Origin of the sequence: Priestia koreensis (assembly GCF_001274935.1) — a bacterium.
GTDB classification, from domain to species: domain Bacteria; phylum Bacillota; class Bacilli; order Bacillales; family Bacillaceae_H; genus Bacillus_AG; species Bacillus_AG koreensis.
In genome coordinates this window covers 38,234-63,133 of the sequence record NZ_LILC01000010.1, presented here as the reverse complement: position 1 = coordinate 63,133, position 24,900 = coordinate 38,234, and the positions used below count along the sequence as shown (strand labels likewise).

The following is a 24,900-nucleotide window of genomic DNA, read 5'->3' as shown; positions in this document are numbered from 1 at the left end:
ATATTCATCTCTCACCTCAAAACCTCTTGGTTATTTAACTCTTCTTATTTACTAACGGGGGGTTGTTAGTCTTCTCAATTCCCTCTTTCGATTCTCATAAACTTCAAATATTATGAAAAAAAGCCGCTGACACGCAGCGACTTTTTTAGAGGTTATTTTTATGAATATTTTTGCCGTCATATGAAAACATAACTTCTCGCCCATCTAACATTGTTTCAAGGTGAACCGTTCTTCCCCATAGTTGATAAACGTACGGGACGACCTTTTCCAAATACTTCGTATCCAGCTCAATTCCTTCATACCAATGTTTTAAGTATAGCTCGCCGTTTCGTAGATAATCACCATCATTGACTGTAATGTATGGGAATCCTCCGTTCACACGCATGCCAACCAACTGATCACGAACCTTCGTCCATTCTTTATCAACAACCTTGTAGTCTTTTCCTTGTTTTTGGAAGAGATACATATCTTCACGCATCACAAGATCCTTTGTTAGATAGTTGCGTAAAAACGAGATATCTGATTCCACTTCCCTCACTTCAAACATCTTTTCGCGCCCGCTTCCCGTTTTAACCCCGCGCTTTTTCATATCAGCTGTTGGGTTATCGTAGCGCTCTTCAATATCTTCGAAGATTTTAAGTCCAAGATAATACGGGTTGATTCCTGTTTTAGATGGTTGCACAACGCCTGCATTTAATTTGGCAAACTCAATAGCTTCATTACTTGTGAGGTTCATTTCGCGGATAATGCGCTGATGCCAATATGACGCCCAGCCTTCGTTCATGATCTTTGTTTCAAGCTGTGGCCAGAAATAAAGCATTTCCTCTCGCATCATCGTCAGAATATCGCGCTGCCAGTCCTCTAGGTCACGGCTATATTGCTCAATAAATAAGAGAATGTCCTTTTCCGGCTGTGGCGGAAACTTCTTTTTCTGCTTTTCGACTTTTGGTTTTTTTCGATCCTTGTAGTCAAGGTTCCATAAGTCATCGTAAGGACTGTCGCTATTAAAGCCTCCGTCTTCATCATCTTCCATGCTCCAAGACAATTTTGCACGCATAAGAGATGGATCAATATGCTCTTGGATAGATAAGATCGCATCTAAAAATGTCTCGACTTCCTTTTTTCCATACGAAATTTCGTAGTGCTTAATACGATCAGCCGTTGCAGCCATACTTTCTACCATATCTCGCTTTGTATTGACAAATCGATAATTATTTTTGAAGAAATCGCAGTGTGCCAACACGTGAGCTACAATTAATTTATTTTGTATTAGTGCATTTGAATCAAGTAAGAATGCGTAGCATGGATCAGAGTTAATAACAAGTTCGTAGATTTTACTTAATCCTAAATCATAATGAAGTTTCATTTTATAAAACTGCTTTCCAAAGCTCCAGTGAGAAAAACGAGTAGGCATCCCATATGCCCCGAACGTATAAATGATATCTGCCGGACAAATTTCATAGCGCATCGGATAAAAATCGAGTCCAAACCCTTTGGCAATTTCGGTAATTTCCTGTATCGCATACTGAAGTTGTTTTTGCTCTTCTTCCCGCACTTCCATCTCCCCTTTCTTCCCTTACTTGAAATTTATGTTTAAATCTCAAAATCATGTACAAAGTTTCTACTTAGCGTTCACCTGTCTCTTGCTTTTTTCTCTTTGATTCGGTACATTGTGTTTAAACATTTAAACTAATGAACTGAGGTGTACTCTCGTGACTTATGCATCTGGTCCAGAGCACGATGAAGCAATGGCTTTGTTTCGAAACAGTATTCCTATTTTCCAAGCACTAAGCGATCCCGCAAGGCAGGACATTATTATGATTTTGTCACAGCACGAACACGTAAATGTGAACGACATCACGAATCAACTTACATTGTCACGACCTGCCGTCTCCCATCATCTAAAAATTCTGCGAGACACAGGGCTCGTTTCCCTTACAAAGGTAGGAACACAGCGCTACTACTATCTTTCTTTAGATGACTCTGTTGAAAAATTAAAATCGCTTCTTAATAAAATTGAAGATACGTGCTTATAACGGAAAATTCTATTAGGAGATTTTAGGAAGAACATCAATCTAAGATGTTCTTTTTTTTTGTCATTTTTCATACGACGAAAATTCGAAGTTTAGAGGTGTGTATTTGAGGTATTTAAATACTAGAAACAATCGGATATGAAGGGATCTTATACATATTACTTCATTACGATGCCAATCGTTTTTGACGAGGAGGAAGGAAAATGGAAAAGAAGAACCATTTAACGACGAATCAAGGCACACCCGTAGGCGACAACCAGAATTCTCGTACTGTAGGGAATCGAGGGCCCACGCTTATTGAAGATTACCATCTTATTGAAAAGATTGCCCATTTTGATCGAGAACGTATTCCCGAACGTGTCGTACATGCTAGAGGGGCTGGAGCACACGGTATATTCACGGTCGAGAACAGTATGAAAGAATACACAAAAGCAGCGTTTCTACAGGAAGAAGGAAAAGAAACCCCTGTATTTGTTCGATTCTCAACCGTTATTCATCCAAAAGGATCACCTGAAACGCTTCGTGACCCACGTGGCTTTTCGACGAAGTTTTACACCGAGGAAGGAAACTATGATTTAGTTGGAAATAACCTTCCAGTATTTTTCATACGGGATGGAATTAAGTTCCCAGATATGGTTCACTCGTTAAAACCTGCTCCTGATACAAATATCCAAGATCCCGATCGATATTGGGATTTTATGACGCTAACGCCTGAATCTACTCATATGATGACATGGCTGTTTTCCGATTTAGGAACGCCAGCAAACTATCGCCAAATGGAGGGATTCGGTGTTCATACCTTTAAGTGGGTAAATGCGAATGAAGAAACGGTCTATGTGAAATATCACTGGAAGCCGCATCAAGGTGTGAAGAGTTTAACAATGGAAGAAGCGGCAGAAATTCAAAAAGAGGATTTCAACCACGCAACGAGAGATCTTTTTGAACATATCGAAAAAGGCGAGCACCCAAAATGGGACATGTACGTTCAAATTATGTCATTAGATGACTATGATCATCTGGACTATGACCCATGTGATCCAACTAAGACCTGGTCAGAGGATACCTATCCTTTGAAAAAAGTTGGGACAATGACGCTTAATAAAAATCCAAAAGATTTCTTCGCGGAAGTGGAACAAGCTGCCTTTTCACCAAGTGCGCTTGTGCCAGGGATTGAGCCTTCAGAAGACAAACTACTTCAAGCTCGATTATTTTCCTATCCAGATACCCAAAGACATCGCCTAGGACCAAATTACTTACAAATTCCGATCAATTGCCCTTATGCTTCTGTTCAGAATCATCAGCGTGATGGATTTATGCAAACGAAAACGCCTGAATCAACGATTAACTATGAGCCTAATCGTGATTCTTACTTACCAGAAGCCCCGGCATATCGAGATAGTACACAGCCGGTACATGGTCACATCACAAGAGAAAAAATTGATAAACCAAACGATTTCCAACAGGCTGGTGAGCGTTATCGACGTTATACAACCTCTGAAAAGGACAATTTGATTAAAAACCTAACAGACGACCTACAAGACGTAAATGAAAAAACAAAGCTCTTGGCAATTTGCAACTTCATTCGTGCCGATCGCGAATTCGGACAGCGTCTTGCCGATTCCTTAAAAGTGGATATACACGAATATTTGGCTACTTAATATCATAGGGCTAGTATTCCATTTGTAAGATCTATTTATGCTGATCAGCGCCTGTCTAAGGTATCTTCATGCCCTAGACGGGCGCTTTTTTATGAGGAGATTCGTCCAACATTTTCAGCGTAAAAATTCAGGGGATTTATCACAAAATATAAAGGACTCCTCAAAGGAGGTAATGTCATGAATGATATGGATTACGATAAAGCCCTCTATTATACCCACCGTTCTCAATGGGATAATCTGCTGGTCTTGATGGTCCGTACAGAGGACGATTTTTTATCAAAGAAAATTGAGCATTTCCTTCATGCCTATAATTTTGAACGGAATTACCGCGTGATTCAAGAAGAGCTCTATTCATTATTACGATACATCGACCATGCATCTGAGTTAAATGGGATAGAGATGCTAGTCGATGAAATATAACAGCCACGTGTTTCGTTTTCCTAATTCTGAGGAAAATGAAACACGTGGTTTTTTTTGTTAACCAAAATAAAAAATAAGTTGACATAAAGGTCGTTTGCTTTTAAGATTTGGATTAGATACATATTGAAGAGGTGAACACTATGGAGAAAAGACAAAAGTTGCGAACAATTGATTTAACAATGGCGGCTATGTTTGTTGCGCTAATGGCTATCGGTGCAAATATTACATCATTTGCCCCCTTCTTACAAGTAGCCAACATCCCGCTTACGATGCAGCCTTTCTTTACCGTACTAGCTGGTTTGTTGCTTGGTAGCAGAATTGGGGCTTTATCAATGACTGTATATATGATCGTTGGTTTAGCAGGTGCTCCCGTTTTTGCTCAATTTGGCAGTGGCTTTGAATCGCTTTTAGGTCCTTCGGGCGGATTTATTGTTTCGTATATTTTCGGAGCTTATGCAGCTGGGAAAGTAGTTGAATTAAAAGGGAATTATTCTCTTTCTACTTTTATTATCGCTTCCCTTGCAGGAGTTGTCATGATTTATTTAGTTGGTACAAACTTAATGTATCTTGCTCTTAAAACATGGATTCATGCACCTATGTCTTATGCAGCAGCATGGAAGATTATGGCCTTATTTGCTGTGAAGGACTTAGTCTTTACTCTCTTCTGTGCATTCATCGGCCTACGAATTTATAAAGCATTACGCAACACCACTTACTTTAAAACGAAGCAGTCAACACAGCAAAAAATTAGTTAATAAAAAAGACCGCTTATCGTTAGCGGTCTTTTTGTTGCATTAGCGTACGTACATTTTTAATTCTTCCATTGCTTCTGCCACTAATTTCGCTGCATCGTCAATTAGCGTATCCTCTTCACGAACGAAGCAGTGAGGATCAAAAACCACTTGTTTTGGAATCGCATTTGCATACACGCCCCTCATAACGATACGCATACCGTTCAAGGAGTTAATGCCGCCTTTTCCGCCTCCAGCAACTGACATTAAGGCAACCGGCTTGTACTTGAATTGTTCACTACTAAGGAAGTCGATCGCATTTTTTAAGGCCCCGCTCATCCCGCTATGATATTCTGGTGTCGTTAAAATCACTCCGTCGGCTTCTTTTACGACCTGACGAAGCCCTTGAACGCTTCTTAAATCATTTTGTTCTTCCTCACCAGAGAATAATGGAAGCTCATGGGCGCTCAGATCAATTAAACGTGCACCATACGTTCGGCTAATAAATCGTGCTAAAATCCCCGTTCTTCCGTGCTTTCTTGGACTACCATTAATAACAACAAATTTCATTTTTCATACCCCTTTGTTTTATGATTAGACGAGCCCTTGCTTCACAGCATATAAAGCTGCCTGTGTGCGATCGGCTACGTCCAGTTTAGCTAAAATGTTGGAAACGTGTGTTTTGACCGTTTTCTCCGTAATGACGAGATCAGACGCAATTTCCTTGTTGCTTTTTCCTTTCGCAATTTCTGTTAACACTTCTGTTTCTCTTTTCGTTAGATCCAACAATTTGTTCGTTTCAGAAACAGGAGGATTTGTAACGTGAGTGAGCACATGGTTCATCACTTTTGGATGAAGTTGATTTTCTCCGTTGTAGACGGCACGTATTGCTTTTACAAGCTGATCAGGTTCTACGTCTTTCAATTGATAACCGGATGCCCCTGCGCGAATAGCAGGAATTACATAGTCTTGATCTGAAAAGCTGGTAAGGATTAAAATTTTAATATCGGGCATCACCTGTGTCAGCTTTTTCGTTGCCTCAATCCCATCCATTTCTGGCATAACTAAGTCCATTAGGACAAGGTCCGGCTTTAAGGACTGTGCTAGCTCCACGGCTTCATAGCCATTTTTTGCTTCTCCAACAATCTCAATGTCAGATTGTGTACGGAGAAAAAAGACGAGTCCTCTTCTCACAACATGGTGATCATCTGCAATTAAAATTCTCATTTACATTCCCTCCCTCTTTAATGGAATTTGTATGTAGATTGTTGTTCCTTGATTTGCGGCTGATGTTACTTGAAACGTTCCATTTAGGCTCTCAGCACGCTCTTTCATACTCGTTAGTCCAAACGTCAATCTTGGCTGATCCTCATTGTATTGAAATCCTTTTCCGTCGTCATGAATTTCGAGTGACACATAAGATGGGTTGCCTGTAATCACGATGGCTATTTCTTCTGTCTCAGAGTGCTTGCTGCAATTATTTAAGGCCTCTTGTCCAATACGCCAGAGTGCTTCTTCTGTAGAGAACGAAAGCTGTAGAACACCTTTTACATCTACTTGAACCGTTAATCCTAATACCTTTCCGTAGTTGGCTAACGCGGTTCCTACTCCCTCTTCTAGACCTTGAGGACGAAGTTGCCAAATGAGCGATCTCATTTCACTAAGAGCTTCTTTTGAAAGACCCTGAATATAGTCCAACATTTCTTTTACCTGTACGTCCTCCGTCATTTCTTTTGTTCCTCCTGCTGTTAGCGAAATGGAGAAAAGAAGCTGATTCACCGAGTCGTGAAGATCTTTTGCAAGACGGTTTCGCTCTGCTAAAAGAGCTGATTCCTGCTCTTTTTGAGTTAAAGCAATGCGCTTTAAGGCTGTTCCGATTTGATAAGCAATTCCTTCTAATAACGCAAGCTCTTTTTCCACGAAACGATTTTTATGAGGAGACGCTACGTTTAGTAGCCCAAAGCGCTCATCTCCTGCTAAAAGTGGAACTGTAGCATGATGAGTAATATCTCGTGTATCCCCCCACTCAAACTCCACCGCGTCCTCGAGTCGTTTGCACTCAATAATATTTGCAGCTCGTTTCAGCCGACCGTCATTGTAACGATCCAAACACCAGCATCCACCTTCGCACATGGGCTTTTTAGACTCGATGCATAATGCTTCAGGAAGCTTGTAATCTGCTGCTAGCGAATAGTTTCCTTTTTCATCAATTAAATAAATCCATCCTGCTTCAAGTTTTGTTAAAGAAAGAACTTCCTTTAATACGTCATTTAGCATCGTATGAATATCATTCGCGGAGTTCAACGTTTCAGCAATGGCTTTTAACGTTCGAAGCTCGTGCACCTTCAATTCATCATTCGTCATGTCTATCCCTCGCCGTTAATTTTGTAGTACTTACATTATATCAATATGCACAACGTTTTCGTGTCATATTTTGGATTGAACTTTTCTACGACTAAAGTTGTAGAAGGGCTTTTTAAACAAACGTTTATTTAAAAAGCCTTAACGTCTTGGTGGACAAAGGTTTCTAGACATTCAATCAAACGTTTGTATAAATGTCAGCATAAAAAAAAGAGCGGAAAAATCCGCTCTTTTTCTTATGCGTTTTGAAGCTGGTTCAATGATTCATGAACGCGATTCATTAGATCAGCTTTAATTTGCTGTAGGCTTTCTGAGCTCTCTGATTCAGTAGCACCAACCACTCCGAAATAGAATTTCACCTTTGGCTCCGTACCGGATGGACGGAGGCAGAACCAAGAGCCATCTTCTAAATAAAATTTTAGTACATTTGATTTAGGAAGAGTAATCGGCTCGTTAAGATTATCTAAAATATGGTGGCGCTCACCTGTAGAATAGTCCTCTAACGTCACCACTTTTTTGCCAGCGATCTGCTGTGGCGGGTTTGCTCGGAAGCTTGTAAGGAGCTGATTGATATGCTCTGCTCCTTCTTTTCCTTTTAACGTTAAAGATTCTAGTCCTTCTTGGTAGTAACCATACTCTTTGAAAATTTGCTGTAGGGCTTGATACAAGGTGTGACCTTGTTTTTTGTAGTAGCCACACGCTTCTACTGCTACAAGTACAGCTTGAACAGCATCCTTATCACGAGCGAAATCGCCGATCAAATAGCCATAGCTTTCCTCATAGCCAAATTGGAACGTGTACTCACCCGTTTGCTCGTACTGCTTAATTTTTTCACCGATAAACTTAAATCCTGTTAACGTATCTACAACTTCTAATCCGAAAGATTTAGCGATTTTACCACCAAGTTCAGAGGTCACAATCGTTTTTAATACGACGCCGTTGCTAGGAAGTAGCTGCTTTTCTTTCTTTTCTTTTAATAGATAGTGAAGAAGAAGTGCGCCCGTTTGGTTTCCAGTTAACAGTACGTACTCATCTTGTTCGTTTTTAACCGCAATACCAAGTCGATCTGCATCAGGGTCTGTTGCAATTAAAATATCTGCATTCGTTCTTTTGCCTTCCGCAATCGCATATTGAAACGCGGCAGGGTCTTCAGGATTTGGTGATTTTACAGTCGAGAAATTTGGATCTGGAACAGCTTGCTCTGCAATCACCGTTACATTCTGATATCCTATCGCTTGTAGAGCTTCTGTCACTGGTTTATTCGCCGTACCATGTAGAGGAGTAAAAACAATTTTTAAGTCATCGCCAAGCTCCTGTGCAAGCTCAGGGTGTAGCAAAATGGTTTTTAGCTCAGCTTGATATGCTTCATCTACTTCACGGTCAATGATCGTAATGAGTCCTTGTTGCTTTAAAGAAGCTTCATCTTCTACCTCAATGCCTAGTTCATCCTTGAACTCATATACGTATTGAATAAGCTCATCTGCCTCATGAGGTGGTAGCTGTGCTCCATCAGGTCCATACACTTTATATCCATTGTATTCAGGAGGATTGTGACTTGCTGTGATCACAATCCCACCAAATGCATTCAAGTGACGCACTGCGAATGATAGCTCAGGCGTTGGACGCAACTCGCTAAATACATATGTTTTGATCCCGTTTGTTGCGAGCGTTTTTGCTGCTTCCATCGCAAATTCAGGTGACTTATGTCTTGAATCATAGGCAATCACGACACCACGATTCATCGCTTCTTCACCATTGGCTTTGATGTACTGAGCAAATCCTGCAGATGCTTTACGAACCGTATAAGTATTCATACGATTGGTTCCCACACCTATTTCGCCACGCATACCACCTGTACCAAATTCCAAATTTTTATAAAAACAGTCTTCCAACTGCTTCTCATCATCTTTAAGGTCTTCTAGAATTCCCCTCATCTCAGCATCTAAGCGCTGACTTTCTTGCCACGTTGCATAAGTCTCTCTCCAGCCCATCGTTCTCCTCCTCGTCTTTTCCATCCTTGTTTTCATTAACTTCTACATTTTAAGCTGCGTTTCCTTCTATCATCATAATGGAAATTTTGACAAATTTCGAGCGAGAGCCTGTTAATTAGCTAATTTTTTGAGCTGACTCATCAAGTGGAACAACCGCATCGTGAATGTGTTTTTCAACTTCCTTCGTGTATAGAGCCGTTTGTTGTTCATTCCATCCTAGTCGTTGAGCCATATAGCGAACGACAGGCTCTTTAAATTGGCGTGCCCAATTAATATCAAAGTACACAGCACCTGTGCGGCGAATGAAGAAGTCAATTGGTTTTGTTACCATTTCTTCTTCCATGCCGTAGAAAATTTGTAGGAACACTTCAATTGGTAACTGACTGCGAGTCAATTCTTCCCCTTGCGTGCGGATGTAGCCAAAAACGGTATCGATGTTTGAACCATATCGTCTTACAAGCTTTTCAGCCGCGCTTTGTGATAAACCAAGTTGCATACCTTCTTTTGTTTTCGCATTTACAAATGAAGGGAAGTTTTTAGATCCTCCAACATCTCCCCCAGAAATGCTCATATGCTTCGTTTGAGCAGCAGGGAACGTTTTGCCGATTTCTTCACCTAGACGTTTTGCTACTAAATCAACAACGATTTCAGCCATTTTACGGTATCCTGTCAGCTTACCGCCAGCGATTGTGATAAGTCCTGAGTCGGATGTCCAAATTTCATCCTTACGAGAGATTTCAGATGGATCTTTTCCTTCTTCATGAATTAACGGACGAACACCAGCCCAGCTGGATTCTACATCTGCTTCTGTAATTTTCGCATCCGGGAAAATGAAATTAATAGCATCAATCACGTATTTACGATCTGCTACTGTCATCTGTGGATGAGTTTGATCTGCTTTGTATACAGTATCCGTTGTTCCTACGTAAGCTTTGCCATCACGAGGAATCGCAAACACCATGCGTCCGTCTGGTGTATCAAAATAAATCGCTTGTTTTAACGGGAAACGGCTTTGATCAATAACAAGGTGAATACCTTTTGTTAACTGAAGCTGTTTTCCTTTTTTTGAATTATCTTTTTCACGTAGTGTATCTACCCATGGTCCTGCTGCATTTACAATTTTCTTCGCATATACTTTGTAGCTTTTGCCCTGAATTTGATCGACTACAACGGCTCCAACAGCCTTGCCATTTTCATAAATAAACTCTTCAACTTTTGCGTAGTTTTCTAATAGCGCACCGCGTTTTGCTGCTTCCTTTGCAACCTCAATTGTTAAACGAGCATCATCCGTTTTGTACTCAACGTAGTACCCGCCACCTTTTAAACCTTTTGATTTTAGTAACGGTTCACGTTTTAATGTTTCTTCTACGCTTAACATTTTACGACGTTCATTACGTTTTACCCCAGCTAAAAAGTCATATACTCTTAGCCCAATGGAAGTAGAAAATTTACCGAATGTTCCGCCTTCATAGAATGGAAGCACCATCCACTCAGGAGTGGTAACGTGTGGACCGTTCTCATATACAATCGCACGCTCTTTTCCTACCTCTGCCACCATTTTCACTTCAAACTGTTTTAAATAACGAAGTCCACCATGAACAAGTTTAGTTGAACGGCTAGATGTTCCAGCTGCAAAGTCCTGCATTTCCACTAATCCTACTTTAAGTCCTCGTGTCGTTGCATCAAGAGCAATTCCTGATCCAGTGATTCCTCCTCCAATAACTAACACGTCAAGCTGTTCTCCTGCTAATTGATCTAATATGTTAACTCGTTTACGACTTGAAAATTCCATTTTTATCCTGCTCCTTTCGAAATAAAAAGAGACCACAAGTCCCCTATGCAATAAATGCGATAAGGACTCATGGTCTCTCCCTGTTCTCCAACCAGTTATTAACTTGTTTTTATCTTACCATATTCATTCCTACTTGCAAAGGTTTTTTACCCGTTCTTATTTAAACGCCATTGTCGCTTGGACAGCTTTTTTCCATCCGCTATATAGCTCTTCACGTTTTTCTTCTTCCATGTCTGGATCAAATGATTTTTCCATGTTCCATTGCTTAGCGATTTCTTCTTTATCTTTCCAGTAGCCTACAGCTAAACCAGCAAGATAAGCTGCCCCAAGAGCCGTTGTTTCATTTACGACTGGACGTTCAACTGGAACGTTTAATAAATCGCTTTGGAACTGAACGAGGAAGTTATTCTTCACCGCTCCACCATCAACACGCAGTGTTTTTAAACTAATACCTGAGTCCGCTTCCATTGCGGCTAATACATCTTTTGTTTGATACGCAAGAGATTCAAGTGTAGCACGAACGAAGTGTTCCTTTTTCGTGCCGCGTGTAATTCCAAACATTGCACCGCGCACGTCACTATCCCAGTAAGGTGTTCCAAGTCCAACAAAGGCAGGTACTAAATAAACGCCTTCTGTTGACTCGACACGCTCTGCATAGCGCTCAGATTCTTTCGCATCTTTGAACATTCTTAGACCATCACGCAGCCATTGAATAGCTGAACCTGCCACGAAGATACTTCCTTCTAAAGCATATTCAACTTTCCCATCAATGCCCCACGCAATCGTTGTTAAAAGGCCATGCTCAGATTTTACGGCTTTTTCTCCCGTATTCATCAACATAAAGCACCCTGTTCCGTACGTGTTTTTAGCCATTCCTTCTTCGTAACAAGCTTGACCAAATAGCGCTGCTTGCTGATCGCCAGCTGCTCCTGCAATTGGAATATTGCGACCAAAGAAATGATATTCCGTTGTTTCACCATATACTTCTGAAGACGGTTTCACTTCTGGAAGCATCGATTTCGGAACACCTAGAATCTCTAATAGCTCATCATCCCATTTTAAATCATAGATGTTGAACATTAACGTACGTGATGCATTCGAATAATCTGTTACGTGCGCTTTTCCACCTGAAAGCTTCCAAATGAGCCATGTATCAATTGTTCCAAATAATAGCTCACCGTTCTCCGCTTTCTCTCTAGCGCCCTCTACATTGTCAAGGATCCATTTTACTTTTGTTCCTGAAAAATAAGCGTCAATTAACAAACCTGTTTTCTCACGGATAGTATTCTCATGTCCCTGCTGTTTTAATTCCTCGCAAATTCCTGCTGTTTGACGAGACTGCCAAACAATTGCATTATGCACCGGACGACCTGTTTCTTTTTCCCATACTACCGTTGTTTCACGTTGATTTGTAATCCCAATTCCTGCAATCTGTTCAGGAGTTGTACCTGATTCAGATAAACAAGATGCAATAACAGATAAAATAGAACCCCATATTTCGTTCGCATTGTGCTCTACCCAACCAGACTTAGGAAAATATTGCTTGAACTCTTTTTGAGCTGTATGCACAATTTCTCCTTGCTTGTTGAATAAAATCGCACGTGAGCTAGTTGTACCTTGGTCAAGTGATAAAATGTATTTTTCCATTTTAATTCCCCCAATTTTAGAATTTAATCATTATTTATTAGTTGGTTTATTTTGCGATAGCTTTTGTTGTCTCTTTACTTTTTGTAAGAGCAAACGCAATCCCTAAAACTACTACCATTATAATAACAACTGGCCAGAAATAAGTAGTCATATTTTCTTTGAATACGGCTTGATAAAATACGGCTGCGAATGCTCCGCCCAAGATTGGTCCGATGACTGGGATTAACGCATACCCCCAGTTGGATCCACCTTTACCCGCAATCGGTAGCAATGCATGTGCGATACGCGGGCCTAAATCCCTTGCTGGGTTGATCGCATAACCTGTCGTACCACCTAAAGAAAGACCGATACTTATGATTAAAAATCCGACTACTAATGGGTTTAAACCCTCTGTAAATTTATTTGCTCCGATTGCCATGATGCCTAAAACTAAAACAAATGTACCGATAATTTCACTTAGTAAGTTTGCAAATGGATTTGGAATAGCTGGTCCTGTAGAAAACACACCTAGCTTCGCTCCTGGATCTTCTGTTGCTCTCCAGTGAGGTAAATATTGAAGATACACAAGACATGCTCCTAAAAACGCCCCTAAAAACTGCCCTAGAATATACATAGGAACTTTATCCCAAGCAAAATCTCCAGCAATTGCAAGACCAATTGTTAGTGCTGGATTCAAATGTGCTCCACTAATGCCTCCAACAGCATAAGCAGCCATCGCTACCCCTAAGCCCCAACCAAATGTAATAACAATCCAACCAGAATTTTCAGCGAAGGATTTTTTCAGTGCTGTACCTGCACAAACCCCCCCACCTAGTATAATTAGAATCATTGTTCCTACGACTTCTCCCCAAAATGGACTCATGTTATTTCCCCCTGTCTGTAAACGGTTACAGTCCTAATTATAAAAAATGCTGGACTAGAAAAACAAAAATCCACAATATCTCTTCACATATATAGTACTGCTAATACTAATACGCTAACATATTGTGGATCTCCAGTTTCTCCGTCACATGTATTAACTTATGAACATAGAATACTAGATATTGAAAGCGGTGTCAAACCTTTTAAGGAAATTTGACCTATACCGTTTTTTGCCATTCAGACCTGTGAGGAAAAGTCAATTCAATGTCACGTCCCACAATTCTTTGTTTGATGTCGTCACAGCACTCGCACCTGAAGAAAGCGCACTTCTCACTTCCTCTTCTGTGCGAATCAACCCCCCGGCTAAAACAGGAATACCTGTTTCTTTTGCGACTTCTTCAATAAAAGAGGGAATAACTCCAGGTAAAAGCTCAATATAATCTGGCTGAACTTTTTTCAACAAGGAGTAGCTTTTTTCCAATGCCGTTGTGTCTAATAGGAACACACGCTGAATTGCATAAACACCTTTTTGCTTAGCACGAACAATAACCGAGCTTCTTGTCGAGATTAACCCTGCAGGCTTTAACTCCTGACATAAATAATCAACCGCATGCTCATCATGTTTAATCCCATGAATAAGGTCTACGTGAAGCATAAGTTTTTTTCCATGCGCTTTTGCTTCTCGCATGATGCCTTTTAGCTGACCGAGCTGACTATCTAAAAGAACACCATATTCAAACTGACTTTTTAAAAATCGTTCAAACTGCTTCATGTCACGTACAGCAGGTAAAATATGCTGATCATGAAAAACCATTTACTATCACTCCAATTTTAGCAAAACCTCTTAAAACGCTTCTCTACATATTATCATTAAATGGCGCAGTTATTATGATAAAAGAGAAAGAAACCGCTATTTTTTTGGTTTCTTTCTCTTTTTTATTCCACAAACAGAAAGTTATTTTTTGTACTGAACGTTATAGACGTCATGACGTCTGTCTTTCAGCTGTCTAACAGTACCTGATTGACGCTGGCGACGGAGAATTTCTAAATCCACGTCTCCGATGACAACCATCTCGATATTTGGATTACATTCTCCTACAATTCCATCACGTGCATACTCAAAGTCAGACGGTGCAAAAATGGCTGATTGAGCATATTGAATGTCCATATTCTCTACCTGAGGGAGGTTCCCAACCGTTCCTGCGATTACCGTATAGATCTGGTTTTCAACGGCCCTAGCTTGTGCACAATAACGAACGCGAAGATAGCCTTGGCGATCCTCCGTATTAAAAGGTGTAAAAATGATGTTAGCTCCTTTTTCAGCTGCAATGCGAGCCAACTCGGGAAATTCAATATCATAACAAATTTGAATGGCAATTTTTCCACAGTCCGTATCAAATACTTCTACTTTATCTCCTGGGCTAATTCCCCACCATTTTCGCTCATTTGGCGTAATATGAATTTTATATTGCTGTTCAATTGTCCCATCACGGCGGAAGAGGTAACCAATGTTATAAATCTCTTCATCCTCTTCAACAAAGTGAGAGCCTCCGATAATATTGACATTGTACTTAATCGCTAAATTTGTAAAAAGCCCAATATATTCTTCTGTAAACTCCGTCACTCTTCGCACAGCCTGACTTGGAACTTTTTCATCAAGGAAGGACATGAGCTGCGTTGTGAAAATTTCGGGGAATACACAAAAATCTGCGCGCGCATCGTAAGCGACATCTGTATAGTATTCCACTTGTTTAGCAAATTCTTCGAACGAACTAATTTGCTTCATCATGTATTGCACAACACAAATTCGCACTGGAAATGACGTTTTAAAATGTCTCTTCGTTTTAGGCACGTATTCAACGTTGTTCCACTCCATCAAGGTGGCATACTTGTTAGAAGCTAAGTCATCTGGCAAATAGTTCGGGTTGATCCGCATTAACGTAAATCCATTCATCAATTGAAAAGACAGAACTGGATCATAAATGTTGTGGTGCATGACTTGATCGACATACTCTCTTGGAGATAACTCTTCTGAATGCTTATGGAACTTTGGAATTCTTCCCCCAATAATGATGCTTTTTAAGTTGAGCTGCCTTGCTAAATCTTTTCTTGCTTCATATAAACGGCGACCAATTTTCATTCCACGGTAATCTGGGTGAACCATCACTTCAATTCCATACATATTATAGCCATCTGGGTTATGGTTGGTGATGTATCCCTCGTCTGTAATGTCGTCCCACGTGTGTTGATCGTCGTATTCATCGAAGTTGATTACTAAGCTTGAGCACGATCCGATGATTTTTCCGTCGTACTCTGCACAAAACTGCCCCTCAGGGAATATATGTAAATGACTTTCTAAATGATCTCGTTTCCATGGCACCATGCCCGGAAAACAGATTTTTTGGAGAGCTAAAATTTCGTCAATATCTTCACGTTTAATGTTTCGGATAATCATTTTCTTTTCGAATCTAGACAGGTCAATTGTCGACATAATGAAACATTCCTTTCGTTAACATCGTAATGTATATTTCCCTATTTTCTGAACTTTAAACTTTTGTCATTAAGAGGCATACATAAAAAAAGAACCCCTTATTCGCCATTCGTAGCGAGCAATAGGATTCATGAAATGATGTTAGATATGAAAAAGAATTTACTTTACTTTTGCTAAAATACTTCCTGGTATATACTGAACGGCCACTTGATTCGGTGAATATTCAACATAAGCAGTTCCTGATATAAATAATTTCGTTGGATTGCTAGTACGATCTACTTTATAAAGGCCAAACACACCGCTTTTTCCTAACGTTTTAACAACAACTACTTTACCGTCTTTGCCGACCTGCTTAAGCACAGCGTTTTGTTTTAATGTAACAAACCCTACCTGTCCCTTCTTAACTGGCTTTCCGTCATAACAAACCCCTTTGCAGGAAGAAGCAACAGCATAGCCGCTTTTCTTTGAAATGTCCTCAAAGCTTTGCGCTTTAAAATAGCCGATGGTTACCTTTGTTGGAACTTTTACTCGTTCAAACAACCATCTTACATCTTTGTTATGCATACGTACACAGCCAGAGCTTGCGTATTTCCCGATTGAACTTTCATTATTCGTCCCATGAATACCGTACGTATTACCATATGTACCGCGTGCTTCAATTCCGAACCAACGGTCTCCTAATGGATTTTTAGGGCTTCCCCCAGGAATATTTTTGCTATAATAAGGGCGGTTTTTAATTTTATTTACGATATTAAACGTTCCTTCTGGCGTATAACTCGGACTTCTACCTGTGGCAACATTAAATTCTTTTACAAGCTTTCCATTCTCAAAAAACGCGAGCTTGTTCGTAGACTTATTAATAATAAGCCACTGATTAGAGGTGGCTGCCTTAGATTGCATGCCTCCAACACTTAACACAAGCAGTACCAAAGCTAGTAAACTGACAAACAGCTTCTTCATCTTCTTGATCCCCCTAGCTATTCGATTAGTTGACACTATCTTTTGAAGCTTCATCTGTTATACTGCCTAGAAGTTTAATGCCTCTCTATCGCTCTCATCTCTAGTCTATGAACATTCGAAAAGCATTTTAATATATCGATTATAAACGACATTATTTAGTAAAAGAAGCGTTTTGATCAAATAAGACAAAATAATCCAAATAAACAAAAAATACGTGTTCACTTTTCGACAAAAAGAGCTGTGTCGAGCGAAACGGCGCTCAACATAGCTCTTAATTAATCGCATAGTGATACGAATATGAGTCCCCATAATCATAATGAAGACGATCACTTACAAAATATTCAATGGTTAATGGAAAGAAAAAACCGTATTCCTTTAATTTTTGACTGTTATGCTCAAAAAGCAGACGTGCACGGTCATCGACATTTTGCGAACGAAGAGACTCAATCACGCTAATTAGAACTTGTAAACTGCTAACAATATGTAACGCTTCCTCAAGGAGCCCATTATATCTGTTTACAGGACTAGCTTGTGGATCTAATACGTTCATGCTAAGAAAATATGTGCATTCATCTGAAGTTAGATAGGAAGGCATAATTGTATATTTTATATATTCTGTCAATTCACCTATGTATGCCTCTATTTCCGGAGGTGCAGCGAGCGCAATTTTCAATGTAATCACCCTTTTAAATTACTTTTTCTGTAAGTAGGTATAGGATATCATAAAACCTCACTCTAGAACGTAGGTAGTTATTTCCTACTATTTTAAATGGTTTATAAACCACTTCCTACACCTAATCTTATTGCCTTTTTAGCTATTCTTTCCCGATCTCTGTTAGATTTAGGAAAGTAACTAACATAATGCTAACAATGTATTCATCTACTATATCGGTTATACTAGAAAAATGATTAGAATTTTAGATAGGTGGTTTCATTATGAATAGAAAAGGTAATTGGTTGGAGATTATTCTTTCAACGACCAATGAGGTAACAATTGAAGAATGGTTGAAAAAAACGTGGCCTGTTCCGAAAAAACTTTTACATAAATGGCGCATGGAAAAGTCCGTTCGCTTAAACGGAGAGACCGTACCATGGCAAACGAAAGTTTCAAAAGGCGACAGATTAGAAGTTCAGGTATTTGCAGAAGAGGATCATTCGATTACTCCTTTTTATGTAGATTTAGATATTCGGTTTGAAGATGATCATTTGCTTGTCGTCAACAAGCCCGCGGGTATGGACACGCACCCTTCTAATGAAGAAGATGACCAAACGCTCACGAATGCGGTGGCGTTTCACTTCTTAACAGAAGGCCTCTCTTTGAAGCCAAGGCACGTTCATCGTCTTGATCGTGACACTTCAGGAGCGCTCTTATTCGCCAAGCATCACCTTGCTAGCGCGATCTTAGATGGGATGCTTGAGAAGAGACAAATTAGACGAACCTACATTGCAGTTGCAGAAGGAATTATTAAGACGAATAAAGGCGTTATTAAAGAGCCTATCGGTAAAGACCGACATCATTCTACTAGACGACGTGTATCAGAGAATGGGGTAAAAGCTATCACTCATTATAAGGTGTTAAAACGGGATCACGAAAGGCAACAAACTTTAGTAGAACTGTCTCTTGAAACTGGACGAACTCATCAAATTCGTGTTCACCTGAGTCATCTCGGACACCCTCTAGCAGGCGATGTACTGTATGGGGGAAAACAGAATGCATCTACTACACAACAGGCGCTTCACGCAATAAAACTCGCCTTCCCTCATCCATTTACGAATGAGAGCATTAGCGTGTTAGCTCCGACCTCGGATGAGATATTTCTCCCCTATCACCAGATCATTGAGAAGCAGTTTTTTGAATAAAAAAAAGCAGGCCTCGGCCTGCTTTTTCATTGCATTAAAAATCAAAATTGTCCGGATCTGGACCTACGCGTCGGTCTTCATTTAACGCCTCGATCTTACTCATATCATCCTGTGATAATTCAAAATCAAAGATATCTGCGTTTTGAATAATGCGTTGCTCTTTTACAGACTTAGGAATAGTCACTACTTCTGTTTGTAGATCCCAACGTAAAATAACTTGCGCTACAGACTTGTTGTGCTTTTTAGCGATTTCTTCAAGTACTTCGTTGTCTAATAGTTCTCCTTGCATTAACGGAGACCATGCTTCAAGCTGAATTTCTTGTGCTTTACAGAAGCTACGTAGTTCATTTTGAGACAAACATGGGTGGTACTCAACTTGGTTCACCATCGGTTTAATTTCTGCACCTTCTAATAGATCTTGTAAATGGTGTACGTGGAAGTTACTTACACCAATTGCACGAACACGACCGTCTTTGTAAAGCTTTTCTAACGCTTTCCATGTCTCTTTATACTTCCCTTCAACAGGCCAGTGAATAAGGTATAGATCAATGTACTCTAATCCCAATTTATTGATGCTTGTTTCAAATGCTTCTAGAGTTGATTCATATCCTTGATCAGCATTCCAAACTTTTGTTGTAATAAATAGGTCTTCTCTTGCAACATTGGCTTCCTTAAGTGCTTGTCCAACGCCCTCTTCATTGCCGTATACAGCTGCTGTATCAATGCTACGATACCCAGCTTTAAGCGCGTATTTTACAGAGTCAACAACTTCTTGTCCCTCTTCAACTTTAAATACCCCTAATCCAAACCAAGGCATTTTCACGCCGTTATGTAGCGTTGTTGTATCTGTTAAACTTTTAACCATGTAAAAAAACCTCCTCAGTAATCGTTGTCTTTATTATTTTTGCACATCTCATTCTTTTCACAAAATAATTTGCTTTGCCTTAATAAGTGAAAATGTACCCTATAAAAAAGCAAATCAAACGTTATTGTTTGTAAAATTAACCACTATTATTACGAAGTGTTGCAATTCATCATGCTTTACACCTACTTAACTTGATAATTTGTAAATGACTAGGTAAAGGTATTTATTTTAACTTTCAGAAAAAAACCGGTTCCACTAAAAAGTATCTCGCTTTCATCGTTGACCTTATCACCTCAGTAGGTCTATTGCGTTATTGTTTTCTAATAGAGAATGCTGTGTTGACAGCTTTTTAAGCGGTGGCTATAGTAATCACGGGTTCAACAAAACTTATTATACTTAGAGGTGACAGAATGGGCATTTCAACAAAGAACAAAGCGCTCAAAGTTTTTGCATCGCTGGCTGTTGCAACAAGCATTTCAGTATCCGCAGCACTTCCTTCAGCGCTTGCTGTAACGCAGCCAGAAGCAGATACTCTTCTACAAAAAGATCATCTTCAAAAGCTTTCTGTAAAGGGCATACAGAAGCTTCCTAACGGCGTAAAGCTTGATCTTGGTACAAATGATGCTTACATACGTGTATTTGCAAAGGATTTAGTAAAGGTTTCCGTCGTTAAAAAAGGGGAAAAAGATCCTACTTCTCGCGGAATTGCTAAAACGAATTGGAAAACTCCTAAATTCTCGCTGAAGAATAAGGGAACTGACCTCATCCTTTCAACGGAAGAGCTGAACGTATCTATTAAAACGAAGCCGTTCGGCATAAAGTTTATGGACAAGCAAGGAAATGTCATTAACGAAGATTACATGGGTAACGGTTCGACGTCTGGATATGAAGACGGAAAGCCGTATGTATTTAAGAAAACACAAAAAGGCGAGAACTTTTACGGATTTGGTGAACAAGCTGGCCTTGATTTAAATAAACGTGGAAAAAGCTTAGGAATGTGGAACACGGACGCTTATTCATACACAAAAGATACGAAATATGTCTACACAACTATCCCCTTCTTTATGGGCTTAAAGGATAAAAAAGCATACGGAATTTTCTTCGACAACACTCATCGCTCTTATTATGAGATGGCAAGTGAATCAGATGATTATTACTACTTCTATGCGAACGGTGGGAGCTTAACCTATTACTTCGCTTACGGTCCGCAAATTAGTGACGTATTAGATCGCTACACGCAATTAACCGGTAAAATGGAAGTTCCAGCGGAATGGACGCTAGGTCTACATCAAAGTAAATGGGGTTATACTCCTGAAGAAATCGTGAATGTAGCCAAAACATATCGCGATAAAAAAATCCCGCTAGACACAATGCACTTCGACATCGATTACATGAACGAACACCGTGTATTCACATGGGATGAAAATTATAAAAAAGCGCTAAAAGACTTAAAAGCAATGCCTGGATTTAAAGCAATTGCAATCAATGATCCTGGTGTTAAAGTTGATGAAAACTACGACGTATACAAAGAAGGTACCGCAAAAGATTATTGGGCTAAAAACGCAGACGGTACACCGTTTGTCGGTCCAGTTTGGGCTGGCGACTCCGTCTTCCCTGATTTCTCTAAAAAAGAAGTACGTGACTGGTGGTCCAAAAAACATAGCGTACTTTTAAATGAAGGTATTGACGGAATGTGGAACGATATGAACGAGCCTGCTGTATTCGTTGATAACGACACGCAGCATCATACAATGCCACTAGACGCCTATTTCGGTCCAGAAGACCACAAAATTCCGCATACGGAATATCACAATCAGTATGGACATGATGAAAACGAAGCGACGTACGATGCGTTTAAGGTAAATAAACCTGGAACACGTCCATTTGTTCTGACGCGTGATATGTATGCAGGATCTCAACGCTGGGCCGCTTTATGGACAGGAGACAACGCTTCAACTTGGGAACATCTACAAATGTCTCTTCCGATGAATATGAACATTGGTCTTTCTGGTGTCGCGTTTGTTGGAAATGATATCGGTGGATTTGCACAACGTCCAACACCAGAAATGTATGCGCGTTGGATCGAAGTTGGCGCTTTCCTACCATTCTCTCGTATTCACTACGATAGTGACGCAAAAGCAGCCGTAAAACAAGGTCAAGAACCATGGGCATTCGGTCCAGAGATTGAAAAAATCAGTAAAAAGTATATTGAAATGCGCTATCAATTACTTCCGTACTTATATAATGAATTTAAAGAAGCAGCAGATACTGGAAAACCAGTACAACAGCCGCTTGTATATCAATTCCAAAATGATGAAAAGACATATAACATCAGTGACCAATACATGTTTGGAGATTCAATGATGTTAGCTCCAGTTGTAAAAGAAGGCCAAACACAGCGCGACATTTATTTACCTCGTGGTACGAAATGGGTCAACTACTGGACTGGTCAAGAATACAACGGTGGACAAACGATTTCACAAAACGTTGCTTTAGGTGATTTACCAATCTTCGTGAAAAAGAATTCGATGATCCCAACGCGTGACGTTCAGCAATATACAGATGAAAAGCCATTAACAAACCTTACCTTAGACACTTATTTGGATCAAAAAGCATCTTACACATTCTATGAAGATGATGGAAAGACTTATCAATATAAACAAGGAAAATTCAATCAGACAAATCTGAGTGTACTACGTCAAGGTAAAAATATAGTGTTTACGCAACAGAAGATGGCAAAAGGATACGAATCAAAACTTAAGCAATATACGCTAAAGCTACACACAGTGAATAAGCCGGTAAAAGTACAAGCAGGCAACCAAAAGTACACAGCCGTTCAAACATTAGCAGAAAACCAGAAGAAATCTCGCTCATACTTCTATGATAACAAGAATGATATTCTTTACGTTAACATTCCTGTAGATGAAAAGAGCTCCATTCGAATCAAATAAACAAAGTGGAGGGAGAAAGCGAATGATTTCGTCTCCTCCCCCACTTTTATACACAAAAAGAGCATGGAGAAATGAATCTCCATGCTCTTTTTCCCTATTAATAAGTAGATTCTTTTGTAAATAGTTTATCGATTGATAATACCTTGCTACCTGAGATAACAAGATAAAGCGCCATTGCTAATAGAGCCAAGTCAAGCTCGTAGCCCCCAACGAATCCTGCTGAGAACTTCACCGTAATCATTGCGCCAAGCATTACAATGAATAGTAACGCTGATACCCAACGTGTGCCTAGACCTAGAATTAATAGTAAGCCTCCTACTAATTCAATAATAGCTACTACATACGCTAAAGATCCTGGAATTCCGACACTGTTGAAAAAACCTACCGTATTGCTAATTCCGTCCTGGAATTTCGTTAAACCGTGAATAAAAAAGGTAATTCCTAGCACGATTCGAATAAATAAACCTGCTACTTCGTAACGTTTGTTCATAGTTTCCTCCTAAAAATAAATAATTCCAAATAAATACATATCAACTCGAATGAGTAAACCTTTACTATGATATCCTATCATTTACTATATTTTCAATTAAATTATTGTTATCTCAAGATTTACGAATGAAAAATAATTAAAAATACCTAGAGTTCAATGTGTTTACTTTGGCTCATATCTCGAAATAAAATATCTCGAAACAAAGATTATTATATGTAAGATATGTGGATCTGTCAAACGCTATTTCAAAACATGTTCAATAATTTGTATGAATTTCGTATATTTTTTGTAACAAAATACTTTATTTACCAATGTTATAATCAATATGTAGTTAAAATGAGGCGCACAGAAGGGTGATAACTTATGGAGAAGCAATATCTTTCTAAAACTCGAAAAGTGGTTGTGATCGGTGCCGGATTCGTCGGATCAAGCTATGCATTTTCGCTTGTCAATCAAGGATTAGTAAATGAACTTGTGCTAATTGACGCCAATAAGGAAAAAGCGCTCGGAGAAGCTCTTGACCTGAATCACGCTGTTCCCTTTGGAGATCCTCTCACCATTTCAGCTGGTGACTATGCAGATTGCAAAAACGCAGACGTCGTTGTCATTACTGCAGGCGCTAATCAAGCTCCTGGAGAAACTCGTTTGGATTTAGCAGAGAAAAATATCGACATTTTTAAAAAAATTGTCCCTGCCATCATGGAAAGTGGATTTACAGGAATTCTGATGGTCGCAACGAACCCTGTCGACATTCTATCCTACATTACGTGGCAGCTATCTGGCTTACCGAAAGAAAGAGTCATTGGTTCTGGAACAATATTAGACACAGCAAGGTTTCGCTATTTACTAAGTGATTATTTTCACATCGACCCTCGAAACGTTCACGCCTATATTATGGGCGAGCATGGTGATACAGAACTGCCCGTTTGGAGTCATGCTCAAATTGGCGGCGTGCCCGTTCAGAAATTTTTAAATGGGGTAGAAGCACCCCTTCATCCAGATATGCAACGGCTCTTCGTTAATGTGAGAGATGCAGCCTATCAAATCATTAATCGTAAAGGGGCTACCTATTACGGCATCGCAATGGGACTCGTTCGTCTGACAAGAGCGATTTTAAATAATGAACAATCCATTCTAACCGTTTCTACACTCTTAGAAGGACAGTACGGTATAAATAATGTCTACATCGGAGTTCCTGCTGTTATAAATAAGGACGGGATTCAGCGCATTATAGAACTATCATTAAGCGAGAAAGAACAAGCTCAATTACTTCATTCTGCTGACACATTAAAGTTTCGTTACCCAGAAAAAACAAAATAATGTAGGAGACGGTCTCGTGGAGACCACTGAAAAAATCCTTAAAAGATTGCGTTCATAACGGAGTCGGTTGATTTCCACTCCCAGGTTGCTTTGCTTTCCGCGGGGCGTGCGGTGAGCCTCCTCGCTGCTCTGCGGGGTCTCACCTGTCACGCTAATCCCGCAGGAGTTTCGCACCTTCCGTTCCAAACAACCTAGAGCGATTGCATCAGATGTAGTGGCCAAGTTTCCATTTTGAAAGGAACTTGGCCGTTTTCTGCTCTATAATGAAGAAAATCCATTTATTTAATTAAAAGGGTTGTTCCAATTATTCCGTTTTATTGAAGTCAATGGAATATACTTCAAGGAGAAATCCAAGGAACGTTCTAAAATTGACGCGAAGAATAGCGAATGAAAGCATAGACAAGGGTATGATGTAGTCATCGGGTATCGTTGGCATGGAAATGCAAAGAGCAAGGGGCATTTTCGCCGT

At 39.8% G+C, this 24,900-nt stretch carries 22 protein-coding genes; 7 read left to right on the top strand and 15 right to left on the bottom strand.

The annotated features are described in order from the left end of the window. Window positions 1-145: 145 nt before the first annotated feature. Window positions 146-1,555, bottom strand: coding sequence for a SpoVR family protein (locus tag AMD01_RS07020; RefSeq protein ID WP_053400737.1), 1,410 nt, complete (start codon window positions 1,553-1,555; stop codon window positions 146-148). A 193-nt stretch (window positions 1,556-1,748) separates the two neighbouring features. Between AMD01_RS07020 and AMD01_RS07015 the strand changes: the two genes are divergently transcribed. From AMD01_RS07015 to AMD01_RS07000, 4 genes are all read left to right on the top strand, one after another. Next, the gene (locus tag AMD01_RS07015) at window positions 1,749-2,036 is read left to right on the top strand and encodes an ArsR/SmtB family transcription factor (protein ID WP_053400736.1); all 288 of its coding nucleotides are present in this window, start codon (window positions 1,749-1,751) and stop codon (window positions 2,034-2,036) included. A gap of 200 nt (window positions 2,037-2,236) precedes the next feature. Further along, entirely contained in the window at window positions 2,237-3,691 is a 1,455-nt protein-coding gene (locus AMD01_RS07010) for a catalase (RefSeq protein ID WP_053400690.1), read from the top strand. 177 nt (window positions 3,692-3,868) lie between these two features. After that, the gene (locus AMD01_RS07005) at window positions 3,869-4,111 is read left to right on the top strand and encodes a YhdB family protein (protein ID WP_053400689.1); all 243 of its coding nucleotides are present in this window, start codon (window positions 3,869-3,871) and stop codon (window positions 4,109-4,111) included. 140 nt (window positions 4,112-4,251) lie between these two features. Next, window positions 4,252-4,866: a biotin transporter BioY gene (locus AMD01_RS07000; RefSeq protein WP_053400688.1), complete on the top strand. Its 615-nt coding sequence runs from the start codon at window positions 4,252-4,254 to the stop codon at window positions 4,864-4,866. A 39-nt stretch (window positions 4,867-4,905) separates the two neighbouring features. On the opposite strand, the gene AMD01_RS06995 is transcribed toward AMD01_RS07000, so the two are convergent. The 11 genes from AMD01_RS06995 to AMD01_RS06945 all read right to left on the bottom strand — a co-directional run bounded on the left by AMD01_RS06995 (window position 4,906) and on the right by AMD01_RS06945 (window position 17,627). Further along, complete coding sequence (locus tag AMD01_RS06995; RefSeq protein WP_053400687.1) at window positions 4,906-5,412, bottom strand: NADPH-dependent FMN reductase; 507 nt, start codon at window positions 5,410-5,412, stop codon at window positions 4,906-4,908. A 24-nt stretch (window positions 5,413-5,436) separates the two neighbouring features. Next, window positions 5,437-6,069 (bottom strand): response regulator, encoded by a 633-nt coding sequence (locus AMD01_RS06990; protein WP_053400686.1) that lies wholly within the window; start codon window positions 6,067-6,069, stop codon window positions 5,437-5,439. After that, complete coding sequence (locus AMD01_RS06985) at window positions 6,070-7,206, bottom strand: GAF domain-containing sensor histidine kinase (protein WP_053400685.1); 1,137 nt, start codon at window positions 7,204-7,206, stop codon at window positions 6,070-6,072. Between the two features lie 233 nt (window positions 7,207-7,439). Continuing rightward, the gene (locus tag AMD01_RS06980) at window positions 7,440-9,194 is read right to left on the bottom strand and encodes a phospho-sugar mutase (RefSeq protein WP_053400684.1); all 1,755 of its coding nucleotides are present in this window, start codon (window positions 9,192-9,194) and stop codon (window positions 7,440-7,442) included. 115 nt (window positions 9,195-9,309) lie between these two features. After that, window positions 9,310-10,986, bottom strand: a complete 1,677-nt coding sequence (locus tag AMD01_RS06975; RefSeq protein WP_053400683.1) for a glycerol-3-phosphate dehydrogenase/oxidase — start codon at window positions 10,984-10,986, stop codon at window positions 9,310-9,312. 156 nt (window positions 10,987-11,142) lie between these two features. Then, window positions 11,143-12,633 (bottom strand): glycerol kinase GlpK, encoded by a 1,491-nt coding sequence (gene glpK, locus AMD01_RS06970; protein WP_053400682.1) that lies wholly within the window; start codon window positions 12,631-12,633, stop codon window positions 11,143-11,145. 46 nt (window positions 12,634-12,679) lie between these two features. Next, on the bottom strand, window positions 12,680-13,495 hold the full coding sequence (locus AMD01_RS06965; RefSeq protein ID WP_053400681.1) for an MIP/aquaporin family protein: 816 nt from the start codon (window positions 13,493-13,495) through the stop codon (window positions 12,680-12,682). Between the two features lie 255 nt (window positions 13,496-13,750). Next, window positions 13,751-14,308, bottom strand: coding sequence for a glycerol-3-phosphate responsive antiterminator (locus AMD01_RS06960; protein ID WP_053400680.1), 558 nt, complete (start codon window positions 14,306-14,308; stop codon window positions 13,751-13,753). 141 nt (window positions 14,309-14,449) lie between these two features. After that, window positions 14,450-15,985, bottom strand: coding sequence for a bifunctional GNAT family N-acetyltransferase/carbon-nitrogen hydrolase family protein (locus AMD01_RS06955; RefSeq protein WP_053400679.1), 1,536 nt, complete (start codon window positions 15,983-15,985; stop codon window positions 14,450-14,452). 159 nt (window positions 15,986-16,144) lie between these two features. Further along, a complete protein-coding gene (locus AMD01_RS06950; protein ID WP_053400678.1) occupies window positions 16,145-16,945 on the bottom strand; it encodes a L,D-transpeptidase in 801 nt (266 codons plus the stop codon). 271 nt (window positions 16,946-17,216) lie between these two features. After that, a complete protein-coding gene (locus AMD01_RS06945; protein ID WP_157052654.1) occupies window positions 17,217-17,627 on the bottom strand; it encodes a DUF5365 family protein in 411 nt (136 codons plus the stop codon). 251 nt (window positions 17,628-17,878) lie between these two features. Here AMD01_RS06945 and AMD01_RS06940 point away from each other — a divergent pair, with 251 nt between their 5' ends. Beyond that, window positions 17,879-18,805, top strand: a complete 927-nt coding sequence (locus tag AMD01_RS06940; protein ID WP_157052653.1) for an RluA family pseudouridine synthase — start codon at window positions 17,879-17,881, stop codon at window positions 18,803-18,805. 34 nt (window positions 18,806-18,839) lie between these two features. Here AMD01_RS06940 and AMD01_RS06935 read toward each other — a convergent pair whose 3' ends face one another. Next, on the bottom strand, window positions 18,840-19,670 hold the full coding sequence (locus AMD01_RS06935) for an aldo/keto reductase (protein WP_053400675.1): 831 nt from the start codon (window positions 19,668-19,670) through the stop codon (window positions 18,840-18,842). A gap of 410 nt (window positions 19,671-20,080) precedes the next feature. On the opposite strand from AMD01_RS06935, the gene AMD01_RS06930 reads away from it, so the two are divergent. Continuing rightward, window positions 20,081-22,621 (top strand): glycoside hydrolase family 31 protein, encoded by a 2,541-nt coding sequence (locus AMD01_RS06930; RefSeq protein WP_245638911.1) that lies wholly within the window; start codon window positions 20,081-20,083, stop codon window positions 22,619-22,621. A gap of 97 nt (window positions 22,622-22,718) precedes the next feature. Here the strand turns inward: AMD01_RS06930 and AMD01_RS06925 are convergent, their stop codons facing one another. Beyond that, window positions 22,719-23,111 carry a DoxX family protein gene (locus AMD01_RS06925; RefSeq protein WP_053400674.1) on the bottom strand — a complete coding sequence of 131 codons (393 nt, stop codon included), beginning with the start codon at window positions 23,109-23,111 and terminating at the stop codon, window positions 22,719-22,721. A 363-nt stretch (window positions 23,112-23,474) separates the two neighbouring features. Here AMD01_RS06925 and AMD01_RS06920 point away from each other — a divergent pair, with 363 nt between their 5' ends. Beyond that, a complete protein-coding gene (locus AMD01_RS06920; RefSeq protein ID WP_053400673.1) occupies window positions 23,475-24,431 on the top strand; it encodes an L-lactate dehydrogenase in 957 nt (318 codons plus the stop codon). Here the strand turns inward: AMD01_RS06920 and AMD01_RS23960 are convergent. After that, complete coding sequence (locus AMD01_RS23960; protein ID WP_157052652.1) at window positions 24,399-24,653, bottom strand: hypothetical protein; 255 nt, start codon at window positions 24,651-24,653, stop codon at window positions 24,399-24,401. The two genes, AMD01_RS06920 and AMD01_RS23960, sit on opposite strands and share 33 nt — an antisense overlap. Between the last annotated feature and the right edge of the window lie 247 nt (window positions 24,654-24,900).